This window comes from Serpentinimonas barnesii (assembly GCF_000696225.1).
GTDB lineage: Bacteria > Pseudomonadota > Gammaproteobacteria > Burkholderiales > Burkholderiaceae_C > Serpentinimonas > Serpentinimonas barnesii.
On record NZ_BAWN01000003.1, the window covers coordinates 1 to 24514 of the forward strand.

A 24514-nucleotide genomic window follows, 5' to 3' on the forward strand; every position below is an offset into this window, starting at 1 on the left:
CATCCGCCACCTCATCCGCCACCTCATCCGCCACCTCATCCGCCACCTCATCCGCCACCTCAACTGCGCCCGCATCTGGATCCGCATCAGCGCCCAAGTTCGCCCCTGCTTGCCCCCAAGCGCCCCCGCCCGCAGCGGCACCCGCGCCACCGCGCCAGCCCTGACTTTTTAAGGCCCGCCACCGCCATGGAAACCCTGCCCCCCACCCTGCCGCTCGCCCTGAGCCTGTTCGCCCTGCTGCTGGTGCTCAATCTGGCGCTCGGGCTGCTGCGCGTGCTGCGCGGCCCCGGCCTGACCGACCGCCTGTTGGCGGCGCAACTGCTGGGCAGCACCGGCGTGGCGCTGTTGCTCACGCTGGCGGCGCTGCAAGGCTGGCCTTCGCTGCGCGACGTGGCGCTGGTGTTTGCCCTGCTCGGTTTGCTGGCCGCCGTGGCCTATGCGCGGCTGCGCCCGGAGCAGCACCGTGCTTGAGGCCCTGACCTGGCTGCTGCTGGCGCTGGCGGCGCTGTTTTTTAGCGCCGGCACGCTGGGCCTGCTGCGCCTGCCCGATACCTTGAGCCGCATCCACGCCCTGAGCAAGGCCGACAACCTCGGGCTTGGGCTGGCCGCACTGGCGCTGCTGCTGCACGCCGAATCGTGGGCGGCGGCGGCCCAGATCGGGCTGATTTGGCTGCTGGCACTGGCCGCCAGCGCCACCTCGGGCTACCTGATCGCGCGCCGCTGCCTGCTGGAATCCCAAAGCGCGCCCGCAACCGCCCTAGGGGCGCCACCGCCATGAACGCCGCCGACTTGGTGCTGGCGCTGGCCCTGCTGCTGCTGGCCGGTGCGGCCCTGCTGGCGCGCTCGGTGCAGATTGGTAGCGTGCTGTTCATCGCCTTTGGCCTGCTGCTGGCGCTGGTCTGGGTGCGCCTGGGTGCGCCCGATGTGGCGCTGGCCGAGGCCGCCATCGGGGCCGGGGTGGCCGGGGCGCTGCTGCTGCTGGCGGCGAGCGAGTTCGAGTCGCGCCGCATCGGCAGCGCGCGCACCGCCGGGCCGCGCCTGCCTTGGCCGCGGCCGCAGTCGAAGCGGCCGCGCTGGACGCTGGGCGCGCTGGCGCTGGCCTGCGCGGCCGCGCTGCTGGGGGCGGTTTGGGCCATCGAACCGCTGGCCGGTGCCGCCTCCGAGGCGGTGGCGCGCAGCCTGCCCGAATCCGAAATCGCGCACCCGGTGACGGCGGTGCTGCTGGCCTTTCGCGCCTACGACACCTTGCTCGAAATCGCGGTGCTGCTGGTGGCGGCGCTGGCGGTGCAGGCGGCCCCAGCCCCGCCACACCGCCCGCTGCCGCACGACCCAGTGCTGGCGCGGGTGGCCGCACTCACGGTGCCGCTGGCGCTGCTGGTGGCGGTGTATCTGTTGTGGGCCGGATCGAGCCGCAGCGGCGGCGCCTTCCAGGCCGGGGCGGTGCTGGCCGGGGCGGTGCTGCTGGCGCGCTTTGCCGGGCTGCCGCTGGACCCGCAGTCGCGCCTGACCCGGCCACCGGTGCTGGTGCTGGGCTTGGCGGTCTTCATCTTGATCGGCCTGGGTGCCGGGGCGCTGGCCGGGGCGGCGCTGGGCTACCCCACCGGTTGGGTCAAGCCGCTGGTGCTGGCCATCGAGGCCGCGCTGATGCTCTCGATCGCCGCCACGCTGGTGGCGCTGTTTGGCGGGGGCAAAACGGCATGAGCGACATGAGCGGCCTGAACCTGCTGTGGAGCGAGGTGCTGGGTGGGGGGTTGGGCGCGGCCTCGATCTGGCTGCTGGCCGGCAGCGCCCTGACCCTGATGGGCTTGCTCGGGATGCTGCTGCCGACCTCGATCCTGCGCAAGTTGCTGGCCTTCAACATCATGGGCAGCGGCATCTTTTTGCTGTTGCTGGCGCTGCGCCCACCCGGCCCCGACGGCGTGGCCGACCCGGTGGCGCAGGCGCTCATCCTCACGGGAATTGTGATCGCCATCGCCGCCACCGCGCTGGGCGTGCGGCTGGCGCGGCGCTTCTACCAGCTCAGCGGCCAGACCGAACTGCCCGAAGACCGGGCCGCTGCGCGCGATGACTGAGGCCTTGCTGCTGCCGCTGCTGGTGTTGTGGCCGCTGGCCGTGGGGCTGGGCGTGTACACGCTGCCAGAGCGCGCCAGCGCGGCGTTGCAAGTGCTGGGTGTCGTGGTGCTGGCGGGCCTGATTGCCGCCGTGTTCGCGGCTGCATCCGCGACCGACCTCGCCAGCCCCGAGCCGCTGCGCGCCGCCCTCGGTGGCTGGGCTGCGCCCTTGGGGATCGAGCTGGTGGCGGACCGGCTGGCCCAAGCCATGTTGCTGCTCACGCTGCTCGTCTATGCCGCGGTGCTGCTGTACGCGCAAGCCTATTTTGCACCCGGCTCCGAAACCGCGCAGCGCTTCTGGCCGCTGGCCTGGATGCTGTGGGCGGGCCTGAACGCCGGCTACCTGTCGGCCGATCTGTTCAACCTCTACGTGGCGCTGGAGCTGGTGGGGCTGGCCGCCGTGGGCCTGACCGCCCTCACCGGCCAGAGCACGGCGCTGGCGGCGGCGCTGCGCTACCTGCTGGCCGCCCTGCTGGCGTCCAACCTGTTTTTGCTCGCCGTGGTGCTGCTGTACGCGGCCACGGGCAGTTTGGCGCTGGATTCGGTGGGGGCGCACCTGGCCGCCGTGGGCAGCGCCCCGTGGTACGCCAAGCTGGCGCTGGCGCTGGCCTTGGTGGCGCTGGCGCTCAAAACCGCGCTGGCCCCGCTGCATTTCTGGCTGCCGGCGGCGCACGGCAATGCCGTTACGCCGGTGAGCGCGCTGCTGTCGGCGCTGGTGCTCAAGGTCTCGCTGCTGATTTTGCTGCGGCTGTGGCTGGAGTTTGCCCCGGCGCTGGACCTGGCCGCGCTTGGGCTGCTGCTGGCGCTGCTGGGCCTGCTGGCCAGCGTCTGGGGTTCGGTGCTGGCCTTGACGCAGCGCAAGCTCAAGATGCTGATCGCCTACTCCAGTGTGGCCCAAGTGGGTTACCTGTTTTTGCCTTTTGCGTGGCTGCTGCCGGGCGGCTTGGGGACGGCGCTGGCGCTGGAGGCCACGCTGTTGCACCTGCTGGCGCACGCGCTGGCCAAGGCCGCCCTGTTTTTGGCCGCCGGGGTGCTGGTGCTCTCGGCCGGGCGCGACGACCTGGTCAGCCTGCGCGGCGCCGTGGCGCGCGAGCCGCTGGCCTTTGCCGCGCTCACCCTGGCCGGTGTGAGCCTGATCGGGCTGCCGCCCAGCCTGGGGTTTGCCGCCAAGTGGCAGATGATGCAAGCCGCCCTGCTGGCCGACCAATGGCCCTGGCTGCTGTGGCTGCTGGGCGGCACCCTGCTCACCGCGGCCTACGTGTTTAGGATGTTGCGGCTGGCCTTTTTGCCCACTTCCGAGGCCTTCGAGGCGCGCGCGCCGCTGCCGCGGCAGCTCTCGCTGTGCGCACTGGCGCTGGCGCTGCTGGCGGCCTTGGGCGGCTTCGGCGCCGCCGCCCTGAGCGACTGGCTGGCCGCCGAGACCCTGCTCTGGCCCGGGAGCGGCGCATGAACGACTGGCTGCTGCCCCTGACTCTGGCCAGTTCGCTGCTGGCCGGCTTGGTCATCTTTTTTCTGCCCGAGCGCAGCGTGGGCTGGCGCAGTGCGCTCAACCTGGGCGCCGCCGTGCTCAAGCTGGCTTGCGTGGGCGCCATGCTGTGGGGCACGCAGCAGGGCATCAGCTACGAGCTGCGGCTGCCCTTTTTGCCCGGCCACGAGCTGCTGCTGCGCGCCGACCCGCTCGGGCTGCTGTTCGTCACCCTGTCGGCGGTGCTGTGGCTGCTGACCACCGTCTATGCCATCGGCTACCTGGAAGACTCACCCAACCGCAGCCGCTTTTTTGGTTTTTTCAGCCTGTGCGTGACCGCCACCGTGGGCATTGCGCTGTCGGGCAACCTGCTCACCTTCTTTTTGTTCTACGAGCTGCTCACGCTGGCCACCTACCCACTGGTGGTGCACCGCGGCACCCCGCAGGTGCTGCAAGCCGGGGCGCGCTACCTGGCCTACACCCTGGGCGGCGGCGTGGTGCTGCTGGCGGCCATCGTTTGGTTGCAGGCGCTGGTGGGGCCGGTGGAATTCCAAGCCGGGGGTGCCTTGGCGGCGCTGGATGCCCACGCCACCCCCGAGGCCTGGATGCTGGTGGGGATTTTTGCCCTGTTCATGGCTGGCTTAGGCGTGAAGGCGGCGCTGGCCCCGCTGCACGGCTGGCTGCCGCAAGCCATGGTGGCCCCGGCCCCGGTGTCGGCGCTGCTGCACGCGGTGGCGGTGGTCAAGGCCGGGGCTTTTGGCATCGTGCGCGTGGTCTACGAGGTGTTTGGCATCGAGTTTGCGCACAGCTTGGGCGTGCTGCTGCCGCTGGCCGTGGTGGCTTCGATCACCATCATTTTTGGCTCGCTGCGCGCCCTCACGCAAGACGACCTCAAGCGCCGCCTGGCCTACTCGACCGTGAGCCAGGTTTCGTACATCGCGCTCGGGGTGGCGCTGTTTGGCCCGGCCGGCACCATCGGCGGACTGGTGCATTTGGTGCATCAGGGCATCATGAAGATCACGCTGTTTTTCTGCGCCGGCAACTACGCCCAGACGCTGGGCGTGCACCGCGTCAGCCAAATGGCCGGCATCGGTCGGCGCATGCCCTGGACCACGGCCGCTTTCAGCATTGGGGCGCTGGGGATGATCGGAGTGCCGCCGGTGGCGGGCTTTGTCAGCAAGTGGTATCTGGGGCTGGGGGCGATCGAGTCGGGCCTAGGCTGGGTGCTGGCGGTGCTGCTGTTTTCCAGCCTGCTCAACGCGGCCTACTTTTTGCCGATTCTGCGCCTGGCCTGGTTCGAGCCTGCACCGGCGCACTGGCCGCACGAGGCGCCCGACGAGCCGCCGCGCACGGGGGACGCCGCCCCCTTGCTGCTGCTGCCCACGCTCTGCGCCGCCGCGCTGGCGCTGCTGGCCGGGCTGGCCGCTGGGCTGCCGATGAGCCCGCTGGACTGGGTCAAGTTCATCACTGCAACCGAGTACCTGCCGTGAGGAATCCAACCCCCACGCTCACTGCGCTCGCTGCCCCCCGAGGGGGCGCTGCCACAGCTTCGGGCGGCCGTGCGCCGCGGCAGGGCCACGCCTCATGACGCATCTGCCCAACATGGAAACCCTGCTGCCGCTGCTGGCGCTGTGGCCCTTGCTGCTCTTGGCGCTGCTGCTGTGGCGGCGCAGCCGCGCCTGGGCTGCCGCGCTGGCCCCTTGGGCGGCTGTGCCGGCGCTGCTGCTGGCCCTTTATGCGGTGCTGGGTGCTGCCCTGATGAGCCCTGCGGCAGCCTCCTTAAACCTCCAAACGGCCGCAGCGCCGCCCACGCTGGAGTGGCCGCATCTGCTGCTGGGCCTGCGCTTCGGGCTCGATGCCACGGGCAGCGTGTTTCTGCTGCTGGCCGGGCTGCTCTGGACCCTGGCTGGCTGGGCCGCGCACATTTATCACCGCCACGACGCGCGGCGCCACGCCCTATGGGGTTTTTGGCTGGCGGCGCTGAGCGGCAACCTGTGGCTGATCGTGGCGCAGGACGCCATCGGCTTCTACGCCGGCTTTGCCCTGATGAGCTTTGCCGCCTACGGCCTGATCGTGCACGCCCGCAGCGCCGAAGCCTGGCGCGCTGGCCGCATCTATCTGATCATGGCGGTGTTGGGCGAGGCGCTGCTGCTGTCGGGCTTGCTGCTGCGCGTGGCCGGCACCGACTCCATCGCGCTGCCGCTGGCGGCCAACGGCGGGGCACACGCGAACCTGGCCACGGTGCTGATTTTTTTGGGGTTTGGCGTCAAGGCCGGGGTGCTGGGACTACACCTGTGGCTGCCGCTGGCGCACCCGGTGGCCCCGACGCCGGCCAGCGCCGTGCTCTCGGGTGTGATGATCAAGGCCGGGCTGCTGGGCTGGATGCGTTTTTTGCCGCTGGGCGCAGAACCCTGGCCGCTGCTGGGCGCGGCGGCGCTGGGGCTGGGGCTGCTGGCGGCGCTGGTGGCGGTGGCGATCGGGCTCACCCAGCGCCAGCCCAAGGTGCTGCTGGCCTACTCCAGCATCAGCCAGATGGGCTTGCTGACGCTGGGCATCGGCGCGGCGCTGCTGCACCCCAGCGCCTGGCCGGCGCTGGCGCTGGCGCTCACCCTCTACGCCTTGCACCACGGGCTGGCCAAGGGCACCTTGTTCTTGGGCGTGGCGGTGCTGGCGCAAGCCACGGGCACGGCGCGGCGCTGGGCCCTAGCAGCCCAAGCCCTGCCCGCGCTGGCTTTGGCCGGTGTACCGCTGAGCAGCGGCTTTTGGGCCAAAGACGGGCTCAAGCAGGCCCTCTCTGGCCTGCCCGCGCCCTGGCCCGAGGCCTTGGCCTGGCTGTTGCCCGTGGCCGCGTTTGGCACCACGCTGCTGATGGCGCGCCTGCTGTGGTTGCAGGCCCAGCCAGCGGCCACCGCAGCCCAAGCAGCGGCTCCACAGCTGGCCACTTGCGATGCCCACGCCCCACCATTCCCAGCCGCCTCACATCCCACCCCAAGCCAGACAGTTGCCGCGAGTACGGCGGGTACCCCCGAGCACCCCAGCCCCAGTCTGCGCGCCCCTTGGCTGGCGCTGCTGCTGGCCTCGTGCGCCTTGGCGCTGCCGGGCCTGCTGGCCTGGCTGGGCCTGATCGCCCCGCTGCCCCTGCTGCCCACGGCCGCCCCTGCGCTCGGCAGCTTGGCGCTGGCGCTGCTGCCACTGCTGCTGGGTGCCGCGCTGTCCACTGCCGCCCTGCACCACCCCTGGCGCGCCGTGCCCCAGATCAGCCCCGGCGATCTGCTGGGCCTGATCGATGCGCCACTGCAGCGCTTCTGGTTCGCCCTGCTGGCGCTTTCGGCGCGGCTGGACCGCTACCGTGGCCCCAGCCCCACCCCCGCGCACCGCTGGCCGCGCACCCTGTGGCTGGAGGAGCGCCAGTTGCGCCGCCTGCCCGTGGCCGGTATGGCGTTGCTGGCCTTGCTGTTGCTCAGCGCCCTCTTGAGTGGCTGATCCAGCAAATGCAGCGCCTCCCCAGTCCGGCCCCCGATCCACACGGGCTTAAACGGCAACCAGACTGGTGCAGCATGGCCGCCTCTAGCGCCGCTGCGGCGGCAGGTCGGTGCAGGAGCCATGCGCAGCCTCGGCCGCCAGGCCGATGGATTCGCCCAGGGTGGGGTGCGGGTGGATGGTTTTGCCGATGTCCACTGCGTCGGCCCCCATTTCGATGGCCAGCGCGACTTCGCCGATCAAATCACCGGCATGGCGCCCAACGATGCCACCGCCCAGAATGCGGCCATGGCCGCCGGCTTCGGGCCGGTCGTCAAACAGCAGCTTGGTAAAGCCCTGCTCGCAGCCATTGGCCAGCGCGCGCCCGCTGGCGCTCCAGGGGAACAAGCCCTTGCGCACCGCGATGCCTTGCGCCTTGGCCTGCTCTTCGGTTAGGCCCACCCAAGCCAGTTCGGGGTCGGTGTAGGCCACGCTGGGAATCACGCGGGCATCAAAGGCGGCGGCGGCCAGGTCGGGGCGGCCCAGCAGCTCTCCTGCCACCACTTCGGCCGCCACGTGCGCCTCGTGCACCGCCTTGTGCGCCAACATGGGCTGGCCAACCACGTCGCCGATGGCAAAAATGTGCGGCACATTGCTGCGCATCTGCGCATCGACCGCGATGAAACCGCGCTCGCTCACGGCCACGCCGGCCTGCTCGGCGGCGATCTTGTGGCCGTTGGGCGTGCGGCCCACGGCTTGCAGCACTAGGTCGTAAGTGCCTTCGCTTTGGGTGCCATCCAGCCCCTCGAACTGCACCCGGATGCCTTCGGCCGTGGCCGTGGCCGCCACGGTTTTGGTTTTCAGCAGGATGCGGTCGAAGCGGCCCTTGTTCATTTTTTCCCAGACCTTGACCAGATCGCGGTCGGCCCCCGGCATCAGGCCGTCTTGCATCTCGACCACGTCCAGCCGGGCGCCCAGCGCCGAATACACCGTGCCCATTTCCAGCCCGATGATGCCGCCGCCGATGATTAGCATGTTCTTGGGCACGCCCGGCAGCGCCAGCGCGCCGGTGGAATCGACCACGCGCGGGTCCTCGGGCAAAAAGGGCAGGCGCACCGCCTGCGAGCCCACGGCGATGATGCAGGCCTTGAAGGACACGACCTGCTTGCTGCCGGTTTGCTCCTGGCCGCTGCCGTGGGTGGCCTCAATCTGCACCTGGTGCGGGCCGACGAAGGCGCCGTAGCCGCGCAGCACCGTGACCTTGCGCATTTTGGCCATGGCGGCCAGGCCACCGGTGAGCTTGGCGATCACCTGGGTTTTGTGCGTGCGCAGCTTGCCTAAATCGAGCGTGGGCGGGCCGAACTCGACCCCCAGCGCGCCCAAGTGGCTGGCCTCTTCCAGCACCGCCGCCACGTGCAGCAAGGCCTTGGAGGGGATGCAGCCCACGTTGAGGCACACGCCGCCCAGTTCGGCATAGCGCTCGACCAGTGCGACCTTGAGGCCCAGATCGGCGGCGCGAAAGGCGGCGGAGTAACCGCCCGGCCCGGAGCCCAGCACCAGCAGGTCGAAGTCGAACGGGGTGCCGTCGGCTTGAGCAGACGCCACAGGGGCCTGTGCGGCCTTAGCGGGGGCAGGAGCCGTTGGGGCCGAAGGGGGGGCCGCTGTGGCAGGGGCGGGAGCCGTTGGGGTTGCTGCCGCCGCCTCGACCTCTAGGGCCAGCAGCACCGAGCCTTGTTTCACCTTGTCGCCCAGCTTGACCTTGAGGTCTTTGACCACGCCGGCGTGCGAGGAAGGGATTTCCATCGAAGCCTTGTCGGACTCGACCGTGATCAGGCTTTGCTCGGCCCGGACGGTATCCCCCGGCTTGACCAGCAGCTCGATCACCGCCACCTCGTCGAAGTCGCCAATGTCGGGCACCTTGATATCCATGATTGCCATGTTGGGGCTCCTTACAGCAGCACGCGGCGAAAATCGGCCAAGACTTGGCCCAAGTAGGCGTTGAAGCGCGCGGCCGCCGCGCCGTCGATCACGCGGTGGTCCCAAGTCAGGCTCAGGGGCAGCAGCAGGCGCGGCTCAAAGGCTTGGCCGTTCCAGACCGGGCTCATCTGGCTCTTGCACACACCCAAAATAGCCACTTCGGGCGCGTTGATGATGGGCGTAAAGTAGCGCCCGCCAATGCCGCCCAGGCTGGAGATGGTGAAGGTGGCACCGCTCATCTCGGTCGGGCTGAGCTTGCCGTCGCGGGCTTTTTTGGCCAGCTCGCTCATTTCCTGGCTGATTTGCAGCAAGCCTTTTTGGTCGGCGTTTTTCAGCACCGGCACCATCAGGCCGTTGGGGGTGTCGGCGGCAAAGCCGATGTGCCAGTAGTTTTTGACGATCAGCGCATCGCCATCGAGGCTGCTGTTGAAGTCGGGGAATTTTTTCAGCGCCGCCACGCAGGCCTTGATCAAAAAGGCCAGCATGGTGACCTTGACGCCGGATTTTTCGTTTTCCTGGTTCAGGCGCAGCCGCAGCGCCTCGAGTTCGGTGATGTCGGCGTCGTCGTGGTTGGTAACGGCCGGGATCATGACGGCGTTGCGCAGCAGGTTGGCGGCGCTGATTTTTTTGATCCGCCCCAGCTCCTTGCGCTCGATCGGGCCGAATTTGGCAAAGTCCACCTTGGGCCAGGGGATCAGGCCCAATTCACTGCCGGACCCACTACCCGCCCCGCCACCCGCGCCCGCGGCGGCCAAGGCCGCCCGGGCGGCTTGGGTGTGCTGCTGGCCGGCCATCACGGCGCGGCTAAAGGCTTGCACGTCGGCCAGCGTGATGCGCCCCTTGAGGCCGCTGCCGCTCACTTCGGCCAGCGGCACCCCGAGCTCGCGCGCAAACTTGCGCACCGAGGGGCTGGCGTGCGGCAGGCCGGGGGCACCTAGGGCGGGTGCAGGGGCCACGGCAGCACCCACGCCCACCACGCCTGTTCCCGCTCCCGCGCCATGTGCCAAAACCGCCGCAGCGGGCACCCCCGAAGGCGATGCAGCCGCCGTGGCAACTGGTGCCACCGAAGCCTCTGAGCCCCCAGCCTGGGCAGCAGCCGGAGCCGCAGCCCCCTCCACCTCCAAGTCCAGCAGCACCGAGCCGATGTTCACCTTGTCGCCCAAGGCCACCTTGAGCGCGCGCACCACACCGGCGTGCGAGCAGGGAATCTCCATCGAGGCCTTGTCGGACTCGACCGTGATGAGCGACTGCTCTGGCGCCACGCGGTCGCCCACTTTGACCAGCAGCTCGATCACTGCCACGTCTTTGAAGTCGCCGATGTCGGGGACTTTTACTTCGATCACTGCCATGATGGGGCCTTTCGCTCGCCTCAGGCGTAGAGGGGGTTGATCTTGTCGGCGTCGATGCCGTACTTGGCGATCGCTTCGGCCACTTTGGCCGCCGGCAGCGTGCCCTCCTCGGCCAGCGCCTTGAGGGCAGCTAGCACAATGTAGTGGCGGTTGACCTCGAAGTGCTGGCGCAGCTTGCTGCGAAAATCGCTGCGGCCAAAGCCGTCGGTGCCCAACACCTTGTAGCTGCGCCCTTTGGGGATGAAGGCCCGAATCTGCTCGGCAAAGGCTTTCATGTAGTCGGTCGAGGCCACCACCGGCCCGGTGTGCGGGCTGAGTTGCTGCGTCACAAAAGCCTGGCGCGGCGCCTCGGTCGGGTGCAACAGGTTCCAGCGCTCGCAGTCCTGGCCCTCGCGCGCCAGCTCGTTGAAGCTCGGGCAGCTCCAGACGTTGGCCGCCACGCCCCAGTCTTGCTCCAGCAGGCGCTGGGCCTGCAGGCTCTCGCGCAAAATGGCGCCGCTGCCCAGCAACTGCACCCGGGGCGTGAGCTTGGGGCCCTCTTGGCACAAATACATGCCCTTGAGGATTTGCGCCTCGGTGCCCGGTATCAGGCCCGGCATGGGGTAGTTTTCGTTCAGCAGCGTGAGGTAGTAGTACACATTCTCCTGCTGCTCGACCATGCGCTTGAGGCCTTGGTGCAGGATGACGGCGACCTCGTGCGCAAAGCTCGGGTCGTAGCTGATGCAATTGGGGATGGTGGCCGCCAGCAACTGGCTGTGCCCGTCTTCGTGCTGCAGGCCCTCGCCGTTGAGCGTGGTGCGGCCGCTGGTGCCGCCGAGCAAAAAGCCACGCGCCTGCATATCGCCCGCCGCCCAGGCCAGGTCGCCAATGCGCTGAAAGCCAAACATCGAGTAGTAGATGTAGAACGGCACCATGATGCGGTTGTTGGTGCTGTAAGACGTGGCCGCCGCGATCCAGCTCGCCATGCCGCCGGCTTCATTGATGCCCTCTTGCAAAATCTGGCCGGCCTTGTCTTCGCGGTAGTACATCACCTGGTCTTTGTCCACCGGGGTGTAGAGCTGGCCCTTGGGGTTGTAGATGCCGATCTGGCGAAACAGCCCCTCCATGCCGAAGGTGCGCGCTTCATCGACCAAAATCGGCACCACGCGCGGCCCCAGCGCGGCGTCGCGCAGCAGCTGCGTGAGAAAGCGCACATAGGCTTGGGTGGTGGAAATCTCGCGCCCCTCGGCGGTGGGCTCCAGCACCGCCTTGAAGGTTTCCAGCGCCGGCACGGTGAACTGCTCGCTGCTGCGCTCGCGCCGCTTGGGCAGGTAGCCGCCCAGCGCCTGGCGGCGCTCGTGCAGGTAGCGCATCTCGGGCGTGTCGTCGGCCGGTTTGTAAAAGGGGATTTGGGCCAGCTCGCTGTCGGGGATGGGGATGTTGAAGCGATCCCGGAAGGCGCGGATGTCTTCGTCGCTGAGCTTTTTGGTCTGGTGCGCGGTGTTTTTGCCCTCGCCGGACTTGCCCATGCCGTAGCCCTTGACGGTTTTCACCAGCAGCACCGTCGGTTGGCCCTGGTGGTGCTGGGCGCGGTGAAAGGCGGCATAGACCTTGGAGGCGTCGTGGCCGCCGCGGCGCAGCGCCGCCACGTCGGCGTCGCTCATCTTGGACACCAGCTCCAGCGTGCGCGGGTCACGGCCAAAGAAGTTTTTGCGCACAAAGGCGCCGTCGTTGGCCTTGAAGGCCTGGTAGTCGCCGTCGAGCGTGTCCATCATGATGCGGCGCAGCGCGCCGTCTTTGTCGCGCGCCAGCAGCTCGTCCCACTGGCGGCCCCAGAGCAGCTTGATCACGTTCCAGCCCGAGCCGCGAAATTCGCCCTCCAGCTCTTGGATGATCTTGCCGTTGCCACGCACCGGGCCATCGAGGCGCTGCAGGTTGCAGTTGACGACGAAAATCAGGTTGTCCAGCCCTTCGCGCGCCGCCAGCCCGATCGCGCCCAGGCTTTCGGGCTCGTCCATTTCGCCGTCGCCGCAAAAGGCCCAGACCTTGCGCTGGGCCGTATCGGCAATGCCGCGCGCGTGCAAATACTTGAGAAAGCGCGCCTGGTAGATCGCCATCAAGGGCCCCAGCCCCATGCTCACGGTCGGGAACTGCCAGAAACTGGGCATCAGCTTGGGGTGCGGGTAGCTCGACAGGCCCTTGCCATCGACTTCCTGGCGGAAGTTGAGCAGTTGCTCCTCGCTGATGCGCCCTTCCATGTAGGCGCGCGCGTAGATGCCGGGCGCGCTGTGGCCCTGCATATAGAGCAGGTCGCCGCCGTGGCTGCCGCCGGAGTCGGTGTCGTCGGCATGCCAAAAGTGGTTAAAGCCCGCCGCCAGCATGTGCGCCATCGACTGAAAGGAGCTGATGTGGCCGCCCAAGTCGCCGCCGTCGGCCGGGTCGAGCCGGTTGGCTTTGACCACCATCGCCATGGCGTTCCAGCGCATGTAGGCGCGCAGCCGCCCCTCCAGCGCCAGCTTGCCGGGGCTGGGGGCTTCTTCGCCCGGCTCGATGGTGTTGACGTAGCCGGTGGTGGCTGAAAAGGGCAAGTCCACGCTGTGCTCGCGCGCTTCTTCGAGCAGTTGCTCAAGCAAAAAGTGGGCGCGCTGCGGGCCTTCGCGCTCAATCACCGCCGTCAGGGCGTCGAGCCATTCACGGGTTTCCTGGGCGTCGAGGTCGGGCGCGCTGAGCACGCTTTGGGGGAGTGGGATATCGGGCATGGGCAGTCTCCTGGTTGTAGGGGGCGGCGGTGTGCTCCAAGCCTAGGCAGCACCACTGGATTCATGGTGGCACAAGATTTCACCACCGTGTTTGAAGTGTGGCACAGTTTTTTCCAATTTTCAAGATGCAAATTAACTTTTTGTATTATGAAATATCAATTGATTTTCGACTCAAAAAACACCGGGTTTTCCCATAGACTTGAAGCAAATGTCCAAATTTCGCTCCCTACTCTCCTTGCGCCCGCAATGGCGTTGGCCGGTGCGGCGCTGGCAGCGCTGGTGGCAGGGCTTAACCCCGGTCCATCAAGACCGGCTGGTGAGCGTCGTGCCCCTGATCTCGGTGCTGTTGTTTTTGGCGGCCATTGCCTCGGCTTTCACCTACTTTACGCAGCTCGAAGCGCAGCGCGAGCAACAAGAGGTGACGCGCGATGTCGAGTACGCGCAGCAGCGCTTGCGGCTGCGTTTGCTGGAGCCGCACGAGCCTCTGCAGCGCATGGCGCAGCAAATCGTGAACCAAGAGCTCGACCCCTTTCAGTTCAGCGCCACGGCCGAACTGCTGGCCGGGCGTTTTCCCGAATTGCTGGCGGTGAGCTGGCTCGACGCGCAAAACCGTGTGGTGGCCACCCACGCGGCGGCGCTGGCGCCGGCCCAGCTCAACCGCAGCCCCGGGCAGCCGGTTTTAGATGAGGAAACCGGGGGCGCCTTGGGCGTGGCGCGTGAAATCATGCAGCCGCATTTCAGCCGTCCCTTGGGCGGTCTGGGGCCCGACGCGCGCTTGCTGCTGCTGCTGCCCCTGACGCAACAAGGCCGCTACCAGGGCACCTTGCTGGTTGAGTACTCGCTCGAGCTGCTGCTGCGGCTGGGCGTGCCGGGCGACGTGCGCACCCGCTACGCCGTGGCCTTGATCGATCTGAGCGGCAACGTCGTGGCCGGCAGCGTGCACCAGTTTGAACCCGACGGCATTGCATTGCTGCCCTGGACCGGACAGCCGCGCAGCCACCAAATGGCGGTCGCGCCGGTGGGCCCGCATTTGCAACTGCGCGCCACCGGCTACCGCATCAGCCGCGATGCCGCCGGTGAAGGCTTCTTTTGGGTGGTTGGCTCGCTCAGCCTGCTCACCATCTGGATGCTGCTGACCAACCTGCGCATCACCCGGCGCCGGCTGCAAGCGCAACGCGCCTTGCAGACCGAAACGCTGTTTCGGCGCGCCATGGAAAACTCCATGCTCACCGGCATGCGCGCGCTCGACCTCAACGGCCGCATCACCTACGTCAACCCGGCTTTTTGCTCCATGACCGGCTGGAGCGAGTCCGACCTCGTGGGGGCGCAAGCGCCCTTTCCCTATTGGCCCGCCGCCGATGTGGACAAGCTGCACATTCGCTTGGAAGACGAGCTCAGCGGCCGCACCAACGCCGGGGGCTTTGAGATGCCGGTGCAGCGCAAAAATGGCAGCACGTTTTTTGCCCGCATGTACGTCTCGCCCCTGATCGACTCCAAAGGCCAACAAACCGGCTGGATGACCTCGATGACCGACATCAGCGAGCCCAAGCGCGTCCGCGAGGAACTGGGCGCCTCCTACCGGCGCTTCACCACCGTGCTCGATACGCTGGACCAGGCGGTGTCGGTGGCGCCCCTGAACAGCACCGAGTTGCTGTTTGCCAACCGCATGTACCAGACCTGGTTCGGCTCCACCGCTGGCGGGCATCGGCAACTGATCCAGTTGAGCCAGAGCAGCGGCACGCCCGCGAGCCGCCCCGACGGCGAAGACCCGCAATCGGATGGGCTGGCCGGGCTGCCCACCGACTCCCTGTTTGAGGCCCATGCCAACCACGCCGAACTGTTTATCGAAACCCTGAACCAGTGGCTGGAGGTGCGTTCGCGCTACCTGACCTGGGTCGATGGCCGGCTGGTGCAGATGGTGATTGCCTCCGACATCACGGCGCGCCGGCGTGCCGAGCAGCAAGCCGCCTTGCAGCAAGAGCGCGCCGAGGCCGCCAGCCGCCTGATCACCATGGGCGAGATGGCCTCCAGCGTGGCGCACGAGCTTAACCAGCCCCTGACCGCCATCAGCAACTACAGCAGCGGCATGATTGCGCGCCTGCAGCAGCAGCAGATCAGCGAGGCCGAGCTGCTTGAGGTGCTGCAAAAAACCGCCAAGCAGGCGCAGCGGGCCGGCCAGATCATCCAGCGCATTCGCGCCTTCGTCAAACGCAGCGAACCCACCCCCACCCCGTCGGACGCGGCGCAGATGGTGGGCAATGCGGTGGAGCTGGCCGAGATCGACCTGCGGCGCCACCTGGTGCGCCTCAATACCTACGTGGCGGCGCGGCTGCCGCAACTGCTGGTGGACCCGATCCTGATCGAGCAGGTGCTGATCAACCTGCTCAAAAACGCGGGCGAAGCCATCATCCAGGCGCAGCGCCCGGTCGGGCAGCGCCAGGTGGAGCTGTGCGTCACGCCGCGCCACATCGAGGGGCTGCCGGTGGTGGAGTTCAGCGTGCGCGACAACGGCCGCGGCATCCCGCCCGAGCAACTCGAGCGCATCTACGAGGCCTTCTACAGCACCAAGGCCGAGGGCATGGGGATCGGGCTCAAGCTGTGCCGCTCGATCGTCGAATCGCACCACGGGCGGCTGCAGGCGCGCAACCTCTACAATGGGCAGGAAATCATGGGTTGCGAGTTCAGCTTTTGGATTCCCACGCTGACGGCCCTCAACCCCTGATGCCCCCAAGCCAGCGCCCTGCACAGGGCCGGGCTCACCGAGAGACAGAGAAGGCGACAAATGAGTGTGATGGCAAAGCGCGGTTTGGTTTATGTGGTCGATGACGACGAAGCGGTGCGCGACTCCTTGCAGTGGCTGCTCGAAGGCAAAGACTACCGGGTGCGCTGCTTCGAATCGGCCGAAGCCTTTCTGAGCCGCTACGACCCGCGCGAAGTGGCGTGCCTGTTGGCCGACATCCGCATGGGCGGCATGACCGGCATGGAGCTGCAAGACCGGCTGCTGGAGCGCCACTCGCCGCTGCCGATCGTCTTTATCACCGGCCATGGCGATGTGCCGATGGCGGTGCAGACGATGAAAAAAGGCGCGCTCGATTTCATCCAAAAGCCCTTCAACGAGCCCCAGCTCATGGCCTTGGTCGATCGCATGCTGGAGGCTGCGCGCATCGCCTTTGCTGGCCACCAGCAGGCCGCCAACCGAGAGGCCCTGATGGCCAGGCTCACCGGGCGCGAATCGCAGGTGCTCGAGCGCATCGTGGCCGGTCGGCTCAACAAGCAGATCGCCGACGATCTGAGCATCAGCATCAAAACGGTGGAGGCGCACCGCGCCAACATCATGGAAAAGCTGGGCACCAACACGGTCGCCGATTTGCTCAAAATTGCCCTTGGCCCCAGCGCCAAACCCTGAATCAGAATTTACCTCCCCGCTTTTTTGCCATGACTGCTCAACTGATCGACGGCGTGGCGCTGTCGCGCCAACTGCGTGCCGAACTGACCCAGCGCGCCCGCACCCTCACCGCCCTAGGCCAGCAGCCCGGCTTGGCGGTGCTGCTGGTCGGCGACGACCCGGCCAGCCAGGTGTATGTGCGCAACAAGGTCAAGGCCTGCGCCGAGGTCGGCATCCACTCGCTGCTGGAGCGGCACCCGGCCAGCCTGAGCGAGGCCGAGTTGCTGGCGCGCATCAAGGCCCTCAACGCCGACCCGCGCATCCACGGCATCTTGGTGCAACTGCCGCTGCCGCCGCAGATCGATGCGCAGCGCGTGATCGAAGCCATCAGCCCAGCCAAAGATGTGGACGGTTTTCACATCGCCAGCGCCGGTGCGCTGCTGGTCGGCCAACCTGGTTTCTGGCCCTGCACGCCCTACGGCTGCATGAAAATGCTGGAGCACATCGGCTTTGATTTGCGCGGCAAGCACGCGGTGGTGATCGGGCGCAGCAACATCGTGGGCAAACCGATGGCGCTGCTGCTGCTGCAGCGCGACGCCACCGTCACCGTCTGCCACTCGCGCACGCCCGACCTCAAAGCCCACACCCTGCAAGCCGATGTGATCGTCGCCGCCGTGGGCAAGGCCGGCCTGCTCACGCGCGACATGGTCAAGCCCGGTGCCGTGGTGCTCGACGTGGGCATGAACCGCGACGCCGCCGGCAAGCTGTGCGGTGATGTGGATTTTGCGGGCGTGCAAGAGGTAGCCGGCTACCTCACGCCGGTGCCCGGCGGCGTTGGGCCCATGACCATCACCATGCTGCTGGCCAACACGGTGCAGGCGGCCGAGCGCGCCGCCGCCGGGGCTTGAGCAATGCGCGCTGCAAGCCTATACTTCGATCATGGACGCACAACTTCTCTTGCAGGCGCGCCAGCTCAGCGTGGCTGAGCAGCTCGAACTCATGGATGCACTCTGGGCCGACATCAGCTCACGCCATGCCGCCCCAGGCCCGAACGAGGCTCAAATGGCCGAACTTGAACGGCGCCTGACCGAGCACGAGCTGAACCCCGAGGATGCCGTCCCGTGGATCGAGGTTAAGGCGGCAGCGCTGTCACAGATCGGGCGATGAGCCTGCCGGTTTCGTTTCGGCGTGCCGCCCAAACCGAGTTTGTTGAGGCAAGCGCTTGGTATGCACAACACCACCCCAAGCTAGGCGCCGATTTTGTTGCAGAGATTGAGCGCTGCGTTGCACAGGCGGCGCGGCATCCGCTGCTCTTTGCCGATCTGCACAAGGGCATTCGTCGCGTGCTTGCGGCGCGTTTTCCCTACAGTGTTTATTTTCGGCTGGAAGCGCGCCGCATCGTCGTTCTCGCCGTTTTCCACGCCAGCCGCAACCCCGCCATCTGGCACCAGCGCGCTTGAGCAGGGTGCGGCAATGCACCGCTGGGTGCCCTCACGGCCTCCTCACTGGTAGCGCACCGCCACGATCTCGTAGCGCTTGACGCCGCCCGGGGCTTGCACCTCGGCCACGTCGCCCTCTTCTTTGCCGATCAGGGCGCGGGCGATTGGGCTGGAGATGTTGATCAGGCCCTGCTTGAGGTCGGCTTCGTCTTCGCCCACGATCTGGTACGTTACCGCCGCGCCGCTGCGCTCGTCTTCGAGCTCGACCGTGGCGCCAAACACCACCCGGCCACCGCCGTTGGTGGCTGCCGGGTCGATCACCTGCGCCATGGCCAGCTTGCTCTCGATTTCGGCGATGCGCCCTTCGATAAAGCCTTGGCGCTCTTTGGCGGCGTCGTAGTCGGCGTTTTCGCTCAGGTCGCCTTGCGCGCGCGCCTCGGCGATGGCGTTGATGACGGCCGGCCGGTCTTTGGTTTTTAGGCGCTGCAGCTCGGACTTGAGCAAATCGGCGCCGCGCTGGGTTACAGGAATGGTGGGCATTGTTGCGTCTCCAAATGCGAACCGCCGAGCCAGACAGACTCGGCGGTAGATGTTCACGATATTATGCCCCAAGGCACCGGTGTTGCACGGCCTTGCGCATCGCTCCCCTATGCCGTTGCGGGGGTGTCGATTTGCGCCAGCGGCCAGCGCGGCCGCACCGCAAAGCTGTAGCCTTCGCCACGGGAACCCGCAGGCAGCAAACCCGCCTGCCAGCGCATGGCAGCGGCTAGGGCGATCATGGCGCCGTTGTCGGTACACAGGTGCAGCTCGGGGTAATGCACGCGCAGCCCTAGGCGCTCGGCAGCGGCATTAAGCTGCTGGCGCAGCCGCCGGTTGGCCCCTACGCCGCCGGCCACCACCAGCCGCCGCAGCCCGGTTTGTTGCAAGGCGGCAAGCGATTTTTTCACCAGCACCTCGACGATGGCGGCCTCGGTGGCGGCGGCCAGATCGGCGCGGCGCGCCTCCAGCTCGGGGCCCAGCTTGCGCGCCTGCGTGAGCACGGCGGTTTTTAGGCCCGCAAAAGAAAAATCCAGGTCGCCACTGTGCAGCAGCGGGCGCGGCAGGGCAAAGGCCGTGGCCTGGCCCTGCTCAGCCAAGCGCGCCAGCGCCGGGCCGCCAGGGTAGCCCAGACCGAGCAGCTTGGCCGATTTGTCGAAGGCTTCGCCGGCAGCGTCGTCGATGGTCTCGCCCAGCAGGTGGTAGCGCCCCACCGCCTCGACCCGCATGAGCTGCGTGTGCCCACCCGAGACCAGCAGCGCCACAAATGGAAATTCGGGCGCATCGGCACTCAAGAAGGGCGAGAGCAAATGCCCTTCCAGGTGGTGCACGCCCAGCGTCGGTTTGCCCAGCGCCGCCGCCAAGCCGCAGGCCACCCCGGCCCCAACCAGCAAGGCACCGGCCAAACCGGGGCCACGCGTAAAAGCCACGCAATCGATCTGCTCCAGCGCACAGTCGGCTTGCTGCAGCACCTGCTGCATGAGCGGCAGCACGCGCCGGATGTGGTCGCGGCTGGCCAGCTCGGGCACCACGCCGCCATACGCCTCGTGCATCTGCACCTGGCTGTGCAGGGCCTGCCCCAGCAGCCGTGGCGGGGCCGCACCCGCGTCGGCCTGCACCAAGGCCACCCCGGTTTCGTCGCAAGAGCTTTCAATTCCCAATATCCGCATGGGATGAGTGTAAGGGAGGGGGCGGCAAGTCGCCCAAGGCATGAAACTTGCTAGCTGAAGTTTCATCCACCCCAAGCACCCTATGGCCACAACCCTTCGATGAATTCCAGTCTTTGCTTCTTGTTGGCCGCTAAGCGCGCCGAGCTGACCGAATTGCAGCGGCTGGCGCAAAGCATTGCGCTGGCCCGCAGCACCGCCGCGCTGGTGCACGAATTGCAACGCGAACGCGGACTCTCCAACCTGAGCGTGCTCCAAGCCAGCCTGGGGCAGGCGCCCCTTGAAGCGCAGCTGCAACAGCAAACCCAAGGCACCGACCAGTGGGTGGAGCAATGGCTGCTGGAGTCCGCAGCCCTGATCAACGCCCCATCGCCGCACGCGGCACAGCTCCTGAGCCGGGTGGCCTATGCGTTGCAAGGGCTCGATGCGCTGGCGCTGCTGCGCTCGCGCGTCGCGGCCAAGGCACTAGGCACCCACAGCCTGTCAGCCGATTACGCGCGTCTGATCGCCAGCTTGCTGGCGGTGGTGTTCGAAGCCGCCGACCGCGCCAGCGCCCCCGAACTGCTGCGCCCCCTGGTGGCGCTGTTCAACCTTATGCAGGGCAAAGAGTGGGCCGGCCAAGAGCGCGCTGCGGGCGCCGCCCTGTTCGCCAGCGCGCAGGTGCAAGCGCACGAACAGGCGCACCTGATCGATCTGATCGAGGCGCAGCAGCGTTGCCTGGAAGTGTTTGAGTCCTTTGCCAGCGCGGCGCTGCTGCAATTTTGGCAGGAGCGCCAGCGCCTGCAGCCTCTGGGCGAGCGCAGCCGCTTGCGCCGCTTGCTGCTGCAAGCACCGGCCGGTGGGGCGCTGGAGCCGACACAGAGCGGGGCCTGGTTTGCCTGCTGCAGCCAGTGCATGGATGAAATGCGCCCGGTTGAAGACCAGTTAACGCAATTTTTGGTGGATCAAGCCGGTGCCTGCATGGCATTGGTGGCGGCTGAAATCGAACAACTCGAACAGCGCCAGTCCGGCAACTGGGGTGCGGGTGGAGGCCTAGGCAGCGACACGCAGCGCGGCAGCGGCTTTTTCGACGCCGCATCCGCCGCACCCCCCACCCTCCAGTCCGCACCCACAGGGCTGGCGGGTGGGCTGGAAAAATCGGTGCTCGACCTGGTGCAAGAACAGGGCCAGCGGCTGCAAGCCGCTGCCGCCGAAATTGAGACGTTGCGCGCCAGCCTGAACGAGCGAAAACTCATCGAGCGCGCCAAGGGCTTGCTGATGGCGCACCAGCAGCTCGATGAGCCAGCCGCACACAAAACCCTGCGCGAGCTGGCCATGAACCAGAACAAGCGCATGGTCGATGTGGCCGAGGCGGTGCTCTCGATGAGCCACCTGCTTGCACCACGGCGGTGACCGCCTTTGCCCGATTTTGGTGCACCGGGGCGGCAAATGGGCGCCAAGCCAGCGCCCGCCCCAGACGAACCCCCTAAAACCAAGCTTGGCACGAAAACTGCTTGAGTGATGACAAGGGTAAGTGCCAATGGCGGCACGAACCCGGCTCGCAGAGCAATACGGACAACGGCGTCCCTCCCACCCCGCTTTCAAGGCGGACCTAGGAGGACGCCGTTTTCCATTTGCTGCCGCGCTTCGATTGTTCATTGCTCTAGGAGTAGTCATGCCCCCGTTCGACCTCAGCCAGACCGAATCCAGCACGGCTGGCACACCAACCCCTAGCGGCCACAGCCCGGCCGCCTGCCACGCGCCCACTGCCGCCGACGCCGCCGCAAGCGCCACCGCCAGCGCCGTCACCCAGCCCGGGCGCCGCAGCGCGCTGCGCCAGGGCGCCACGCTCGCCGGGGCAGCCCTGCTGGCCCATGCCGGCACCGGCCTGCTGCCCGGCCTGCGCTCCGTCGTCCATGCCCAAGGCTCCGACCGGCCCGAGATCGAGGAGGTGCGCATCGGCTTCATCCCGCTCACCGACAGCGCCTCCGTCATCATGGCCTCGGTGCTGGAGCTGGACCGCAAGCATGGGGTGCGCATCGTCCTGTCCAAGGAAGCCAGTTGGGCCGGTCTGCGCGACAAGCTGCTCAACGGCGAACTGCACATGGCGCATTCGCTCTATGGACTGATCTACGGGCTGCAACTGGGGCTGGGCGGGCCGCGCACCGATATGTCGGTGCTGATGACGCTCAACCGCAACGGCCAGGGCATGACGCTGAGCCGCCAACTGGCCGAGCGCGGCGCGGTGGACGTGGGCACGCTGGCGCGGCTGATGGCGCGCGAGCGGCGCGACTACACCTTTGCCCAGACCTTCCCGACCGGCACCCACGCCATGTGGCTGTACTACTGGCTGGCCAGCGCCGGCGTCAACGCGCTGCGCGACACCAAGGTCATCACTGTGCCGCCGCCGCAGATGGTGGCCAATATGCGCGTCGGCAATATGGACGGATTCTGCGTTGGCGAACCGTGGAACCACCGCGCCATCGTGGACCGCATCGGCATCACGGCCGCCAATACGCAGGACGTGTGGCCCGATCATCCCGAGAAAGTGCTGGGCGCGCGCACCGACTTCGTGCGCCGCCACCCCAACACCGCGCGCGCCGTCATGATGGCGGTGCTCGAAGCCAGCCGCTGGATCGACGCCGGGCTGCAAAACAAAATGCAGATGGCCGAAACCATCGCCGCGCGGCCCTTTGTTAACACCAGCGTCGATGTGATCCGCGACCGCATTCTGGGGCGCTACCAAAACGGCCTCGGGCGCACCTGGGACGACCCCAAGCACATGAAGTTTTTCGACGGCGGCGCGGTGAACTTCCCCTACCTGTCGGACGGCATGTGGTTCCTGACCCAGTTCAAACGCTGGGGCCTGCTGCGCGAGCACCCCAACTACCTGCAAGTGGCGCAGCAGATCAACCAGATCGAGCTCTACCGCCAGGCCGCCACGCGGCTCAACATCAGCCTGCCGCGCGACCCCCTGCGCAGCAGCACCCTGATGGATGGCGTGGTCTGGAACGGCCGCGACCCGGCGCGCTACGCCGACAGCTTTGCCATCAAGGCCTAAGGAGCACCCACCATGGTCAGCGCCGTTTTTCACTCACCCCGCGACGGGCAGGGCCCCGCCACTCCCACAACGGGCGGCGCGGGCGCCCTACCGGCCCAACCCGCCCGGGCCCACGCCCCAGCCCACAGCAGCCCAGCGCGCAGCCACCCACCGCGCAGCCGCTCCGCGCGGCGCTTCGAAGCCAGCGAATGGCTGCAACAGGGGCTGCCACCGCTGTTTGGCTTGCTGCTGCTGATCGGGCTGTGGCACCTGGCCGCGACCAGCGGCGAAGGCCAGTTCCCGACCCCGTCGGCCACCTGGAGCGCGGCGCTGGTGTTGTTTGCCGACCCCTTCTTCGTCAACGGCCCCAACGACGTCGGGATCGGCTGGCAGGTGCTCAACTCGCTTGAGCGCGTCGGGCTGGGCTTTGGGCTGGCGGCGCTGGTGGGCATTCCGCTGGGCTTTCTGATCGGCCGCTCGGTCTTTGCCGGGCGCATGTGCGCGCCGCTGATCAGCCTGTTCAAGCCGGTTTCGCCCTTGGCCTGGTTGCCGATCGGGCTGCTGGTGTTCCAGGGCACCGAACCGGCGGCGATCTGGACCATCTTCATCTGCTCGATCTGGCCCATGATCATCAACACCGCCGTCGGGGTGCAGCGGGTGCCGCAGGACTACCTCAACGTGGCGCGGGTGCTCAACCTGAGCGAGTGGACCATCCTGACCAAGATTTTGCTGCCCGCCGTGCTGCCCTACGTGCTCACCGGGGTGCGGCTGGCCGTGGGCACCGCCTGGCTGGTGATCGTGGCGGCCGAAATGCTCACCGGCGGCGTGGGCATCGGTTTCTGGATCTGGGACGAGTGGAACAACCTCAACATCACGCACATCATCGTGGCGATTTTCGTCATCGGCCTGGTCGGGCTGCTGCTGGAGTGGGCCCTGGTGCGCATCGCCCGCGCCTTTACTTTCGAGGAAGTCAAATCATGAACGAGAGCCACTACATCCAGATCGAAGGCGTGGTGCAGCGCTTTAAAACCCGGCAAGGCGAGTTTGAGGCGCTGCGCCAGATCGACCTGCGCATCGCCAAAGGCGAGTTCGTGGCCCTGATCGGGCACTCGGGTTGCGGCAAATCCACCCTGCTCAACCTGATCGCCGGCCTGAGCTCCCCCACCGAAGGCCTGCTGCTGTGCGCCGGGCGCGAGATCGCCGGCCCGGGGCCAGAGCGTGCCGTGGTGTTTCAGAACCACTCCTTGCTGCCGTGGCTAACCTGCTTTGAGAACGTACACCTCGGCGTCGAGCGCGTTTTCGGCTCGGGCTCGCGCAGCGCCGGGGCCAAGTCGGAGCGCAAAGCCGAACTGGCGGCGCGCACCCATGCCGCGCTGGAACTGGTGGGCCTGAGCCACGCCGCCCACAAGCGCCCGGGCGAAATCAGCGGTGGCATGAAGCAGCGCGTGGGCATTGCGCGCGCGCTGGCGATGGAGCCCAAGGTGCTGCTGCTCGACGAGCCCTTCGGCGCGCTCGACGCCCTGACCCGCGCCAAGCTGCAAGACGAACTGCTCGACATCGTGGCGCGCACCCACAGCACCGTGGTGATGGTGACGCACGATGTCGATGAGGCGGTGCTGCTGGCCGACCGCATCGTGATGCTCACCAACGGCCCCTCGGCCACCATCGGCGAGGTGCTGGCGGTGCCGCTGGCGCGCCCACGGCGGCGCGTGGAACTGTCGGAAAACCCGGCTTACCTGCAATGCCGCAAGGCGGTGATGGACTTTTTGTACACCCGCCAGGCACACGTGGAAAAAGAGGCCGCATGATGCAACACACTGCCCCGCCCGGCTCAGAGTCCGCCCGCAACGCCCCTGCCGCCATCCCCCA

Annotated in this window: 21 protein-coding genes; 16 read left to right on the plus strand and 5 right to left on the minus strand. The window is 67.5% G+C overall.

The features are described from left to right. Positions 1 to 186: 186 nt before the first annotated feature. The 7 genes from SRAH_RS00405 (at position 187) to SRAH_RS00435 (ending at position 7059) form a co-directional block, all read left to right on the plus strand. Complete coding sequence (locus tag SRAH_RS00405) at positions 187 to 471, plus strand: MrpF/PhaF family protein (protein WP_045475626.1); 285 nt, start codon at positions 187 to 189, stop codon at positions 469 to 471. Then, positions 464 to 778: a cation:proton antiporter gene (locus SRAH_RS00410; RefSeq protein WP_197537837.1), complete on the plus strand. Its 315-nt coding sequence runs from the start codon at positions 464 to 466 to the stop codon at positions 776 to 778. Before SRAH_RS00405 ends, SRAH_RS00410 begins: the two co-directional genes overlap by 8 nt. Beyond that, the gene (locus SRAH_RS00415; RefSeq protein WP_029461389.1) at positions 775 to 1701 is read left to right on the plus strand and encodes a hydrogenase subunit MbhD domain-containing protein; all 927 of its coding nucleotides are present in this window, start codon (positions 775 to 777) and stop codon (positions 1699 to 1701) included. The genes SRAH_RS00410 and SRAH_RS00415 overlap by 4 nt, the downstream gene beginning before the upstream one ends. Then, complete coding sequence (locus SRAH_RS00420) at positions 1698 to 2072, plus strand: NADH-quinone oxidoreductase subunit K (protein WP_197537838.1); 375 nt, start codon at positions 1698 to 1700, stop codon at positions 2070 to 2072. Before SRAH_RS00415 ends, SRAH_RS00420 begins: the two co-directional genes overlap by 4 nt. Beyond that, entirely contained in the window at positions 2065 to 3561 is a 1497-nt protein-coding gene (locus tag SRAH_RS00425; RefSeq protein ID WP_045475628.1) for a complex I subunit 5 family protein, read from the plus strand. Before SRAH_RS00420 ends, SRAH_RS00425 begins: the two co-directional genes overlap by 8 nt. Beyond that, entirely contained in the window at positions 3558 to 5066 is a 1509-nt protein-coding gene (locus SRAH_RS00430; protein WP_029461392.1) for a complex I subunit 5 family protein, read from the plus strand. The genes SRAH_RS00425 and SRAH_RS00430 overlap by 4 nt, the downstream gene beginning before the upstream one ends. A 94-nt stretch (positions 5067 to 5160) precedes the next feature. Continuing rightward, positions 5161 to 7059 (plus strand): complex I subunit 5 family protein, encoded by a 1899-nt coding sequence (locus SRAH_RS00435; protein ID WP_052369024.1) that lies wholly within the window; start codon positions 5161 to 5163, stop codon positions 7057 to 7059. Between the two features lie 84 nt (positions 7060 to 7143). On the opposite strand, the gene lpdA is transcribed toward SRAH_RS00435, so the two are convergent. Genes lpdA through aceE form a run of 3 tightly spaced genes read right to left on the minus strand, consistent with a single transcriptional unit; the run spans position 7144 to position 13099 of the window. Continuing rightward, entirely contained in the window at positions 7144 to 8973 is a 1830-nt protein-coding gene (gene lpdA, locus SRAH_RS00440; protein WP_029461394.1) for a dihydrolipoyl dehydrogenase, read from the minus strand. Positions 8974 to 8984: 11 nt separating this feature from the next. Then, positions 8985 to 10361: a dihydrolipoyllysine-residue acetyltransferase gene (gene aceF, locus SRAH_RS00445; RefSeq protein ID WP_076606942.1), complete on the minus strand. Its 1377-nt coding sequence runs from the start codon at positions 10359 to 10361 to the stop codon at positions 8985 to 8987. Between the two features lie 20 nt (positions 10362 to 10381). After that, a complete protein-coding gene (gene aceE, locus SRAH_RS00450) occupies positions 10382 to 13099 on the minus strand; it encodes a pyruvate dehydrogenase (acetyl-transferring), homodimeric type (RefSeq protein ID WP_029461396.1) in 2718 nt (905 codons plus the stop codon). 208 nt (positions 13100 to 13307) lie between these two features. On the opposite strand from aceE, the gene SRAH_RS00455 reads away from it, so the two are divergent. From SRAH_RS00455 to SRAH_RS00475, 5 genes are read left to right on the plus strand one after another with little or no spacing between them, the layout of a single operon-like run. Next, positions 13308 to 15821, plus strand: coding sequence for a PAS domain-containing sensor histidine kinase (locus SRAH_RS00455; protein WP_045475631.1), 2514 nt, complete (start codon positions 13308 to 13310; stop codon positions 15819 to 15821). Between the two features lie 60 nt (positions 15822 to 15881). Next, a complete protein-coding gene (locus SRAH_RS00460) occupies positions 15882 to 16505 on the plus strand; it encodes a response regulator transcription factor (RefSeq protein WP_029461398.1) in 624 nt (207 codons plus the stop codon). A 29-nt stretch (positions 16506 to 16534) separates the two neighbouring features. Next, positions 16535 to 17392 carry a bifunctional methylenetetrahydrofolate dehydrogenase/methenyltetrahydrofolate cyclohydrolase FolD gene (gene folD, locus SRAH_RS00465; RefSeq protein WP_029461399.1) on the plus strand — a complete coding sequence of 286 codons (858 nt, stop codon included), beginning with the start codon at positions 16535 to 16537 and terminating at the stop codon, positions 17390 to 17392. Between the two features lie 31 nt (positions 17393 to 17423). Continuing rightward, a complete protein-coding gene (locus SRAH_RS00470; protein WP_029461400.1) occupies positions 17424 to 17651 on the plus strand; it encodes an addiction module protein in 228 nt (75 codons plus the stop codon). Then, positions 17648 to 17944, plus strand: a complete 297-nt coding sequence (locus tag SRAH_RS00475; RefSeq protein WP_029461401.1) for a type II toxin-antitoxin system RelE/ParE family toxin — start codon at positions 17648 to 17650, stop codon at positions 17942 to 17944. Before SRAH_RS00470 ends, SRAH_RS00475 begins: the two co-directional genes overlap by 4 nt. 42 nt (positions 17945 to 17986) lie before the next feature. Here SRAH_RS00475 and greA read toward each other — a convergent pair whose 3' ends face one another. Continuing rightward, entirely contained in the window at positions 17987 to 18463 is a 477-nt protein-coding gene (greA, locus tag SRAH_RS00480; protein WP_029461402.1) for a transcription elongation factor GreA, read from the minus strand. Between the two features lie 107 nt (positions 18464 to 18570). Continuing rightward, positions 18571 to 19629 carry a tRNA (adenosine(37)-N6)-threonylcarbamoyltransferase complex transferase subunit TsaD gene (gene tsaD / locus SRAH_RS00485; protein ID WP_029461403.1) on the minus strand — a complete coding sequence of 353 codons (1059 nt, stop codon included), beginning with the start codon at positions 19627 to 19629 and terminating at the stop codon, positions 18571 to 18573. 99 nt (positions 19630 to 19728) lie between these two features. Between tsaD and SRAH_RS00490 the strand changes: the two genes are divergently transcribed. From SRAH_RS00490 to SRAH_RS00505, 4 genes are all read left to right on the plus strand, one after another. Then, positions 19729 to 21018, plus strand: a complete 1290-nt coding sequence (locus SRAH_RS00490) for a nitrate regulatory protein (protein ID WP_029461404.1) — start codon at positions 19729 to 19731, stop codon at positions 21016 to 21018. Between the two features lie 262 nt (positions 21019 to 21280). Beyond that, positions 21281 to 22666, plus strand: a complete 1386-nt coding sequence (locus tag SRAH_RS00495) for a CmpA/NrtA family ABC transporter substrate-binding protein (protein WP_082209988.1) — start codon at positions 21281 to 21283, stop codon at positions 22664 to 22666. 12 nt (positions 22667 to 22678) lie between these two features. Then, the gene (gene ntrB / locus SRAH_RS00500; protein WP_029461406.1) at positions 22679 to 23626 is read left to right on the plus strand and encodes a nitrate ABC transporter permease; all 948 of its coding nucleotides are present in this window, start codon (positions 22679 to 22681) and stop codon (positions 23624 to 23626) included. Beyond that, a complete protein-coding gene (locus SRAH_RS00505; RefSeq protein WP_029461407.1) occupies positions 23623 to 24453 on the plus strand; it encodes an ABC transporter ATP-binding protein in 831 nt (276 codons plus the stop codon). Before ntrB ends, SRAH_RS00505 begins: the two co-directional genes overlap by 4 nt. The last annotated feature ends 61 nt before the right edge of the window (positions 24454 to 24514 follow it).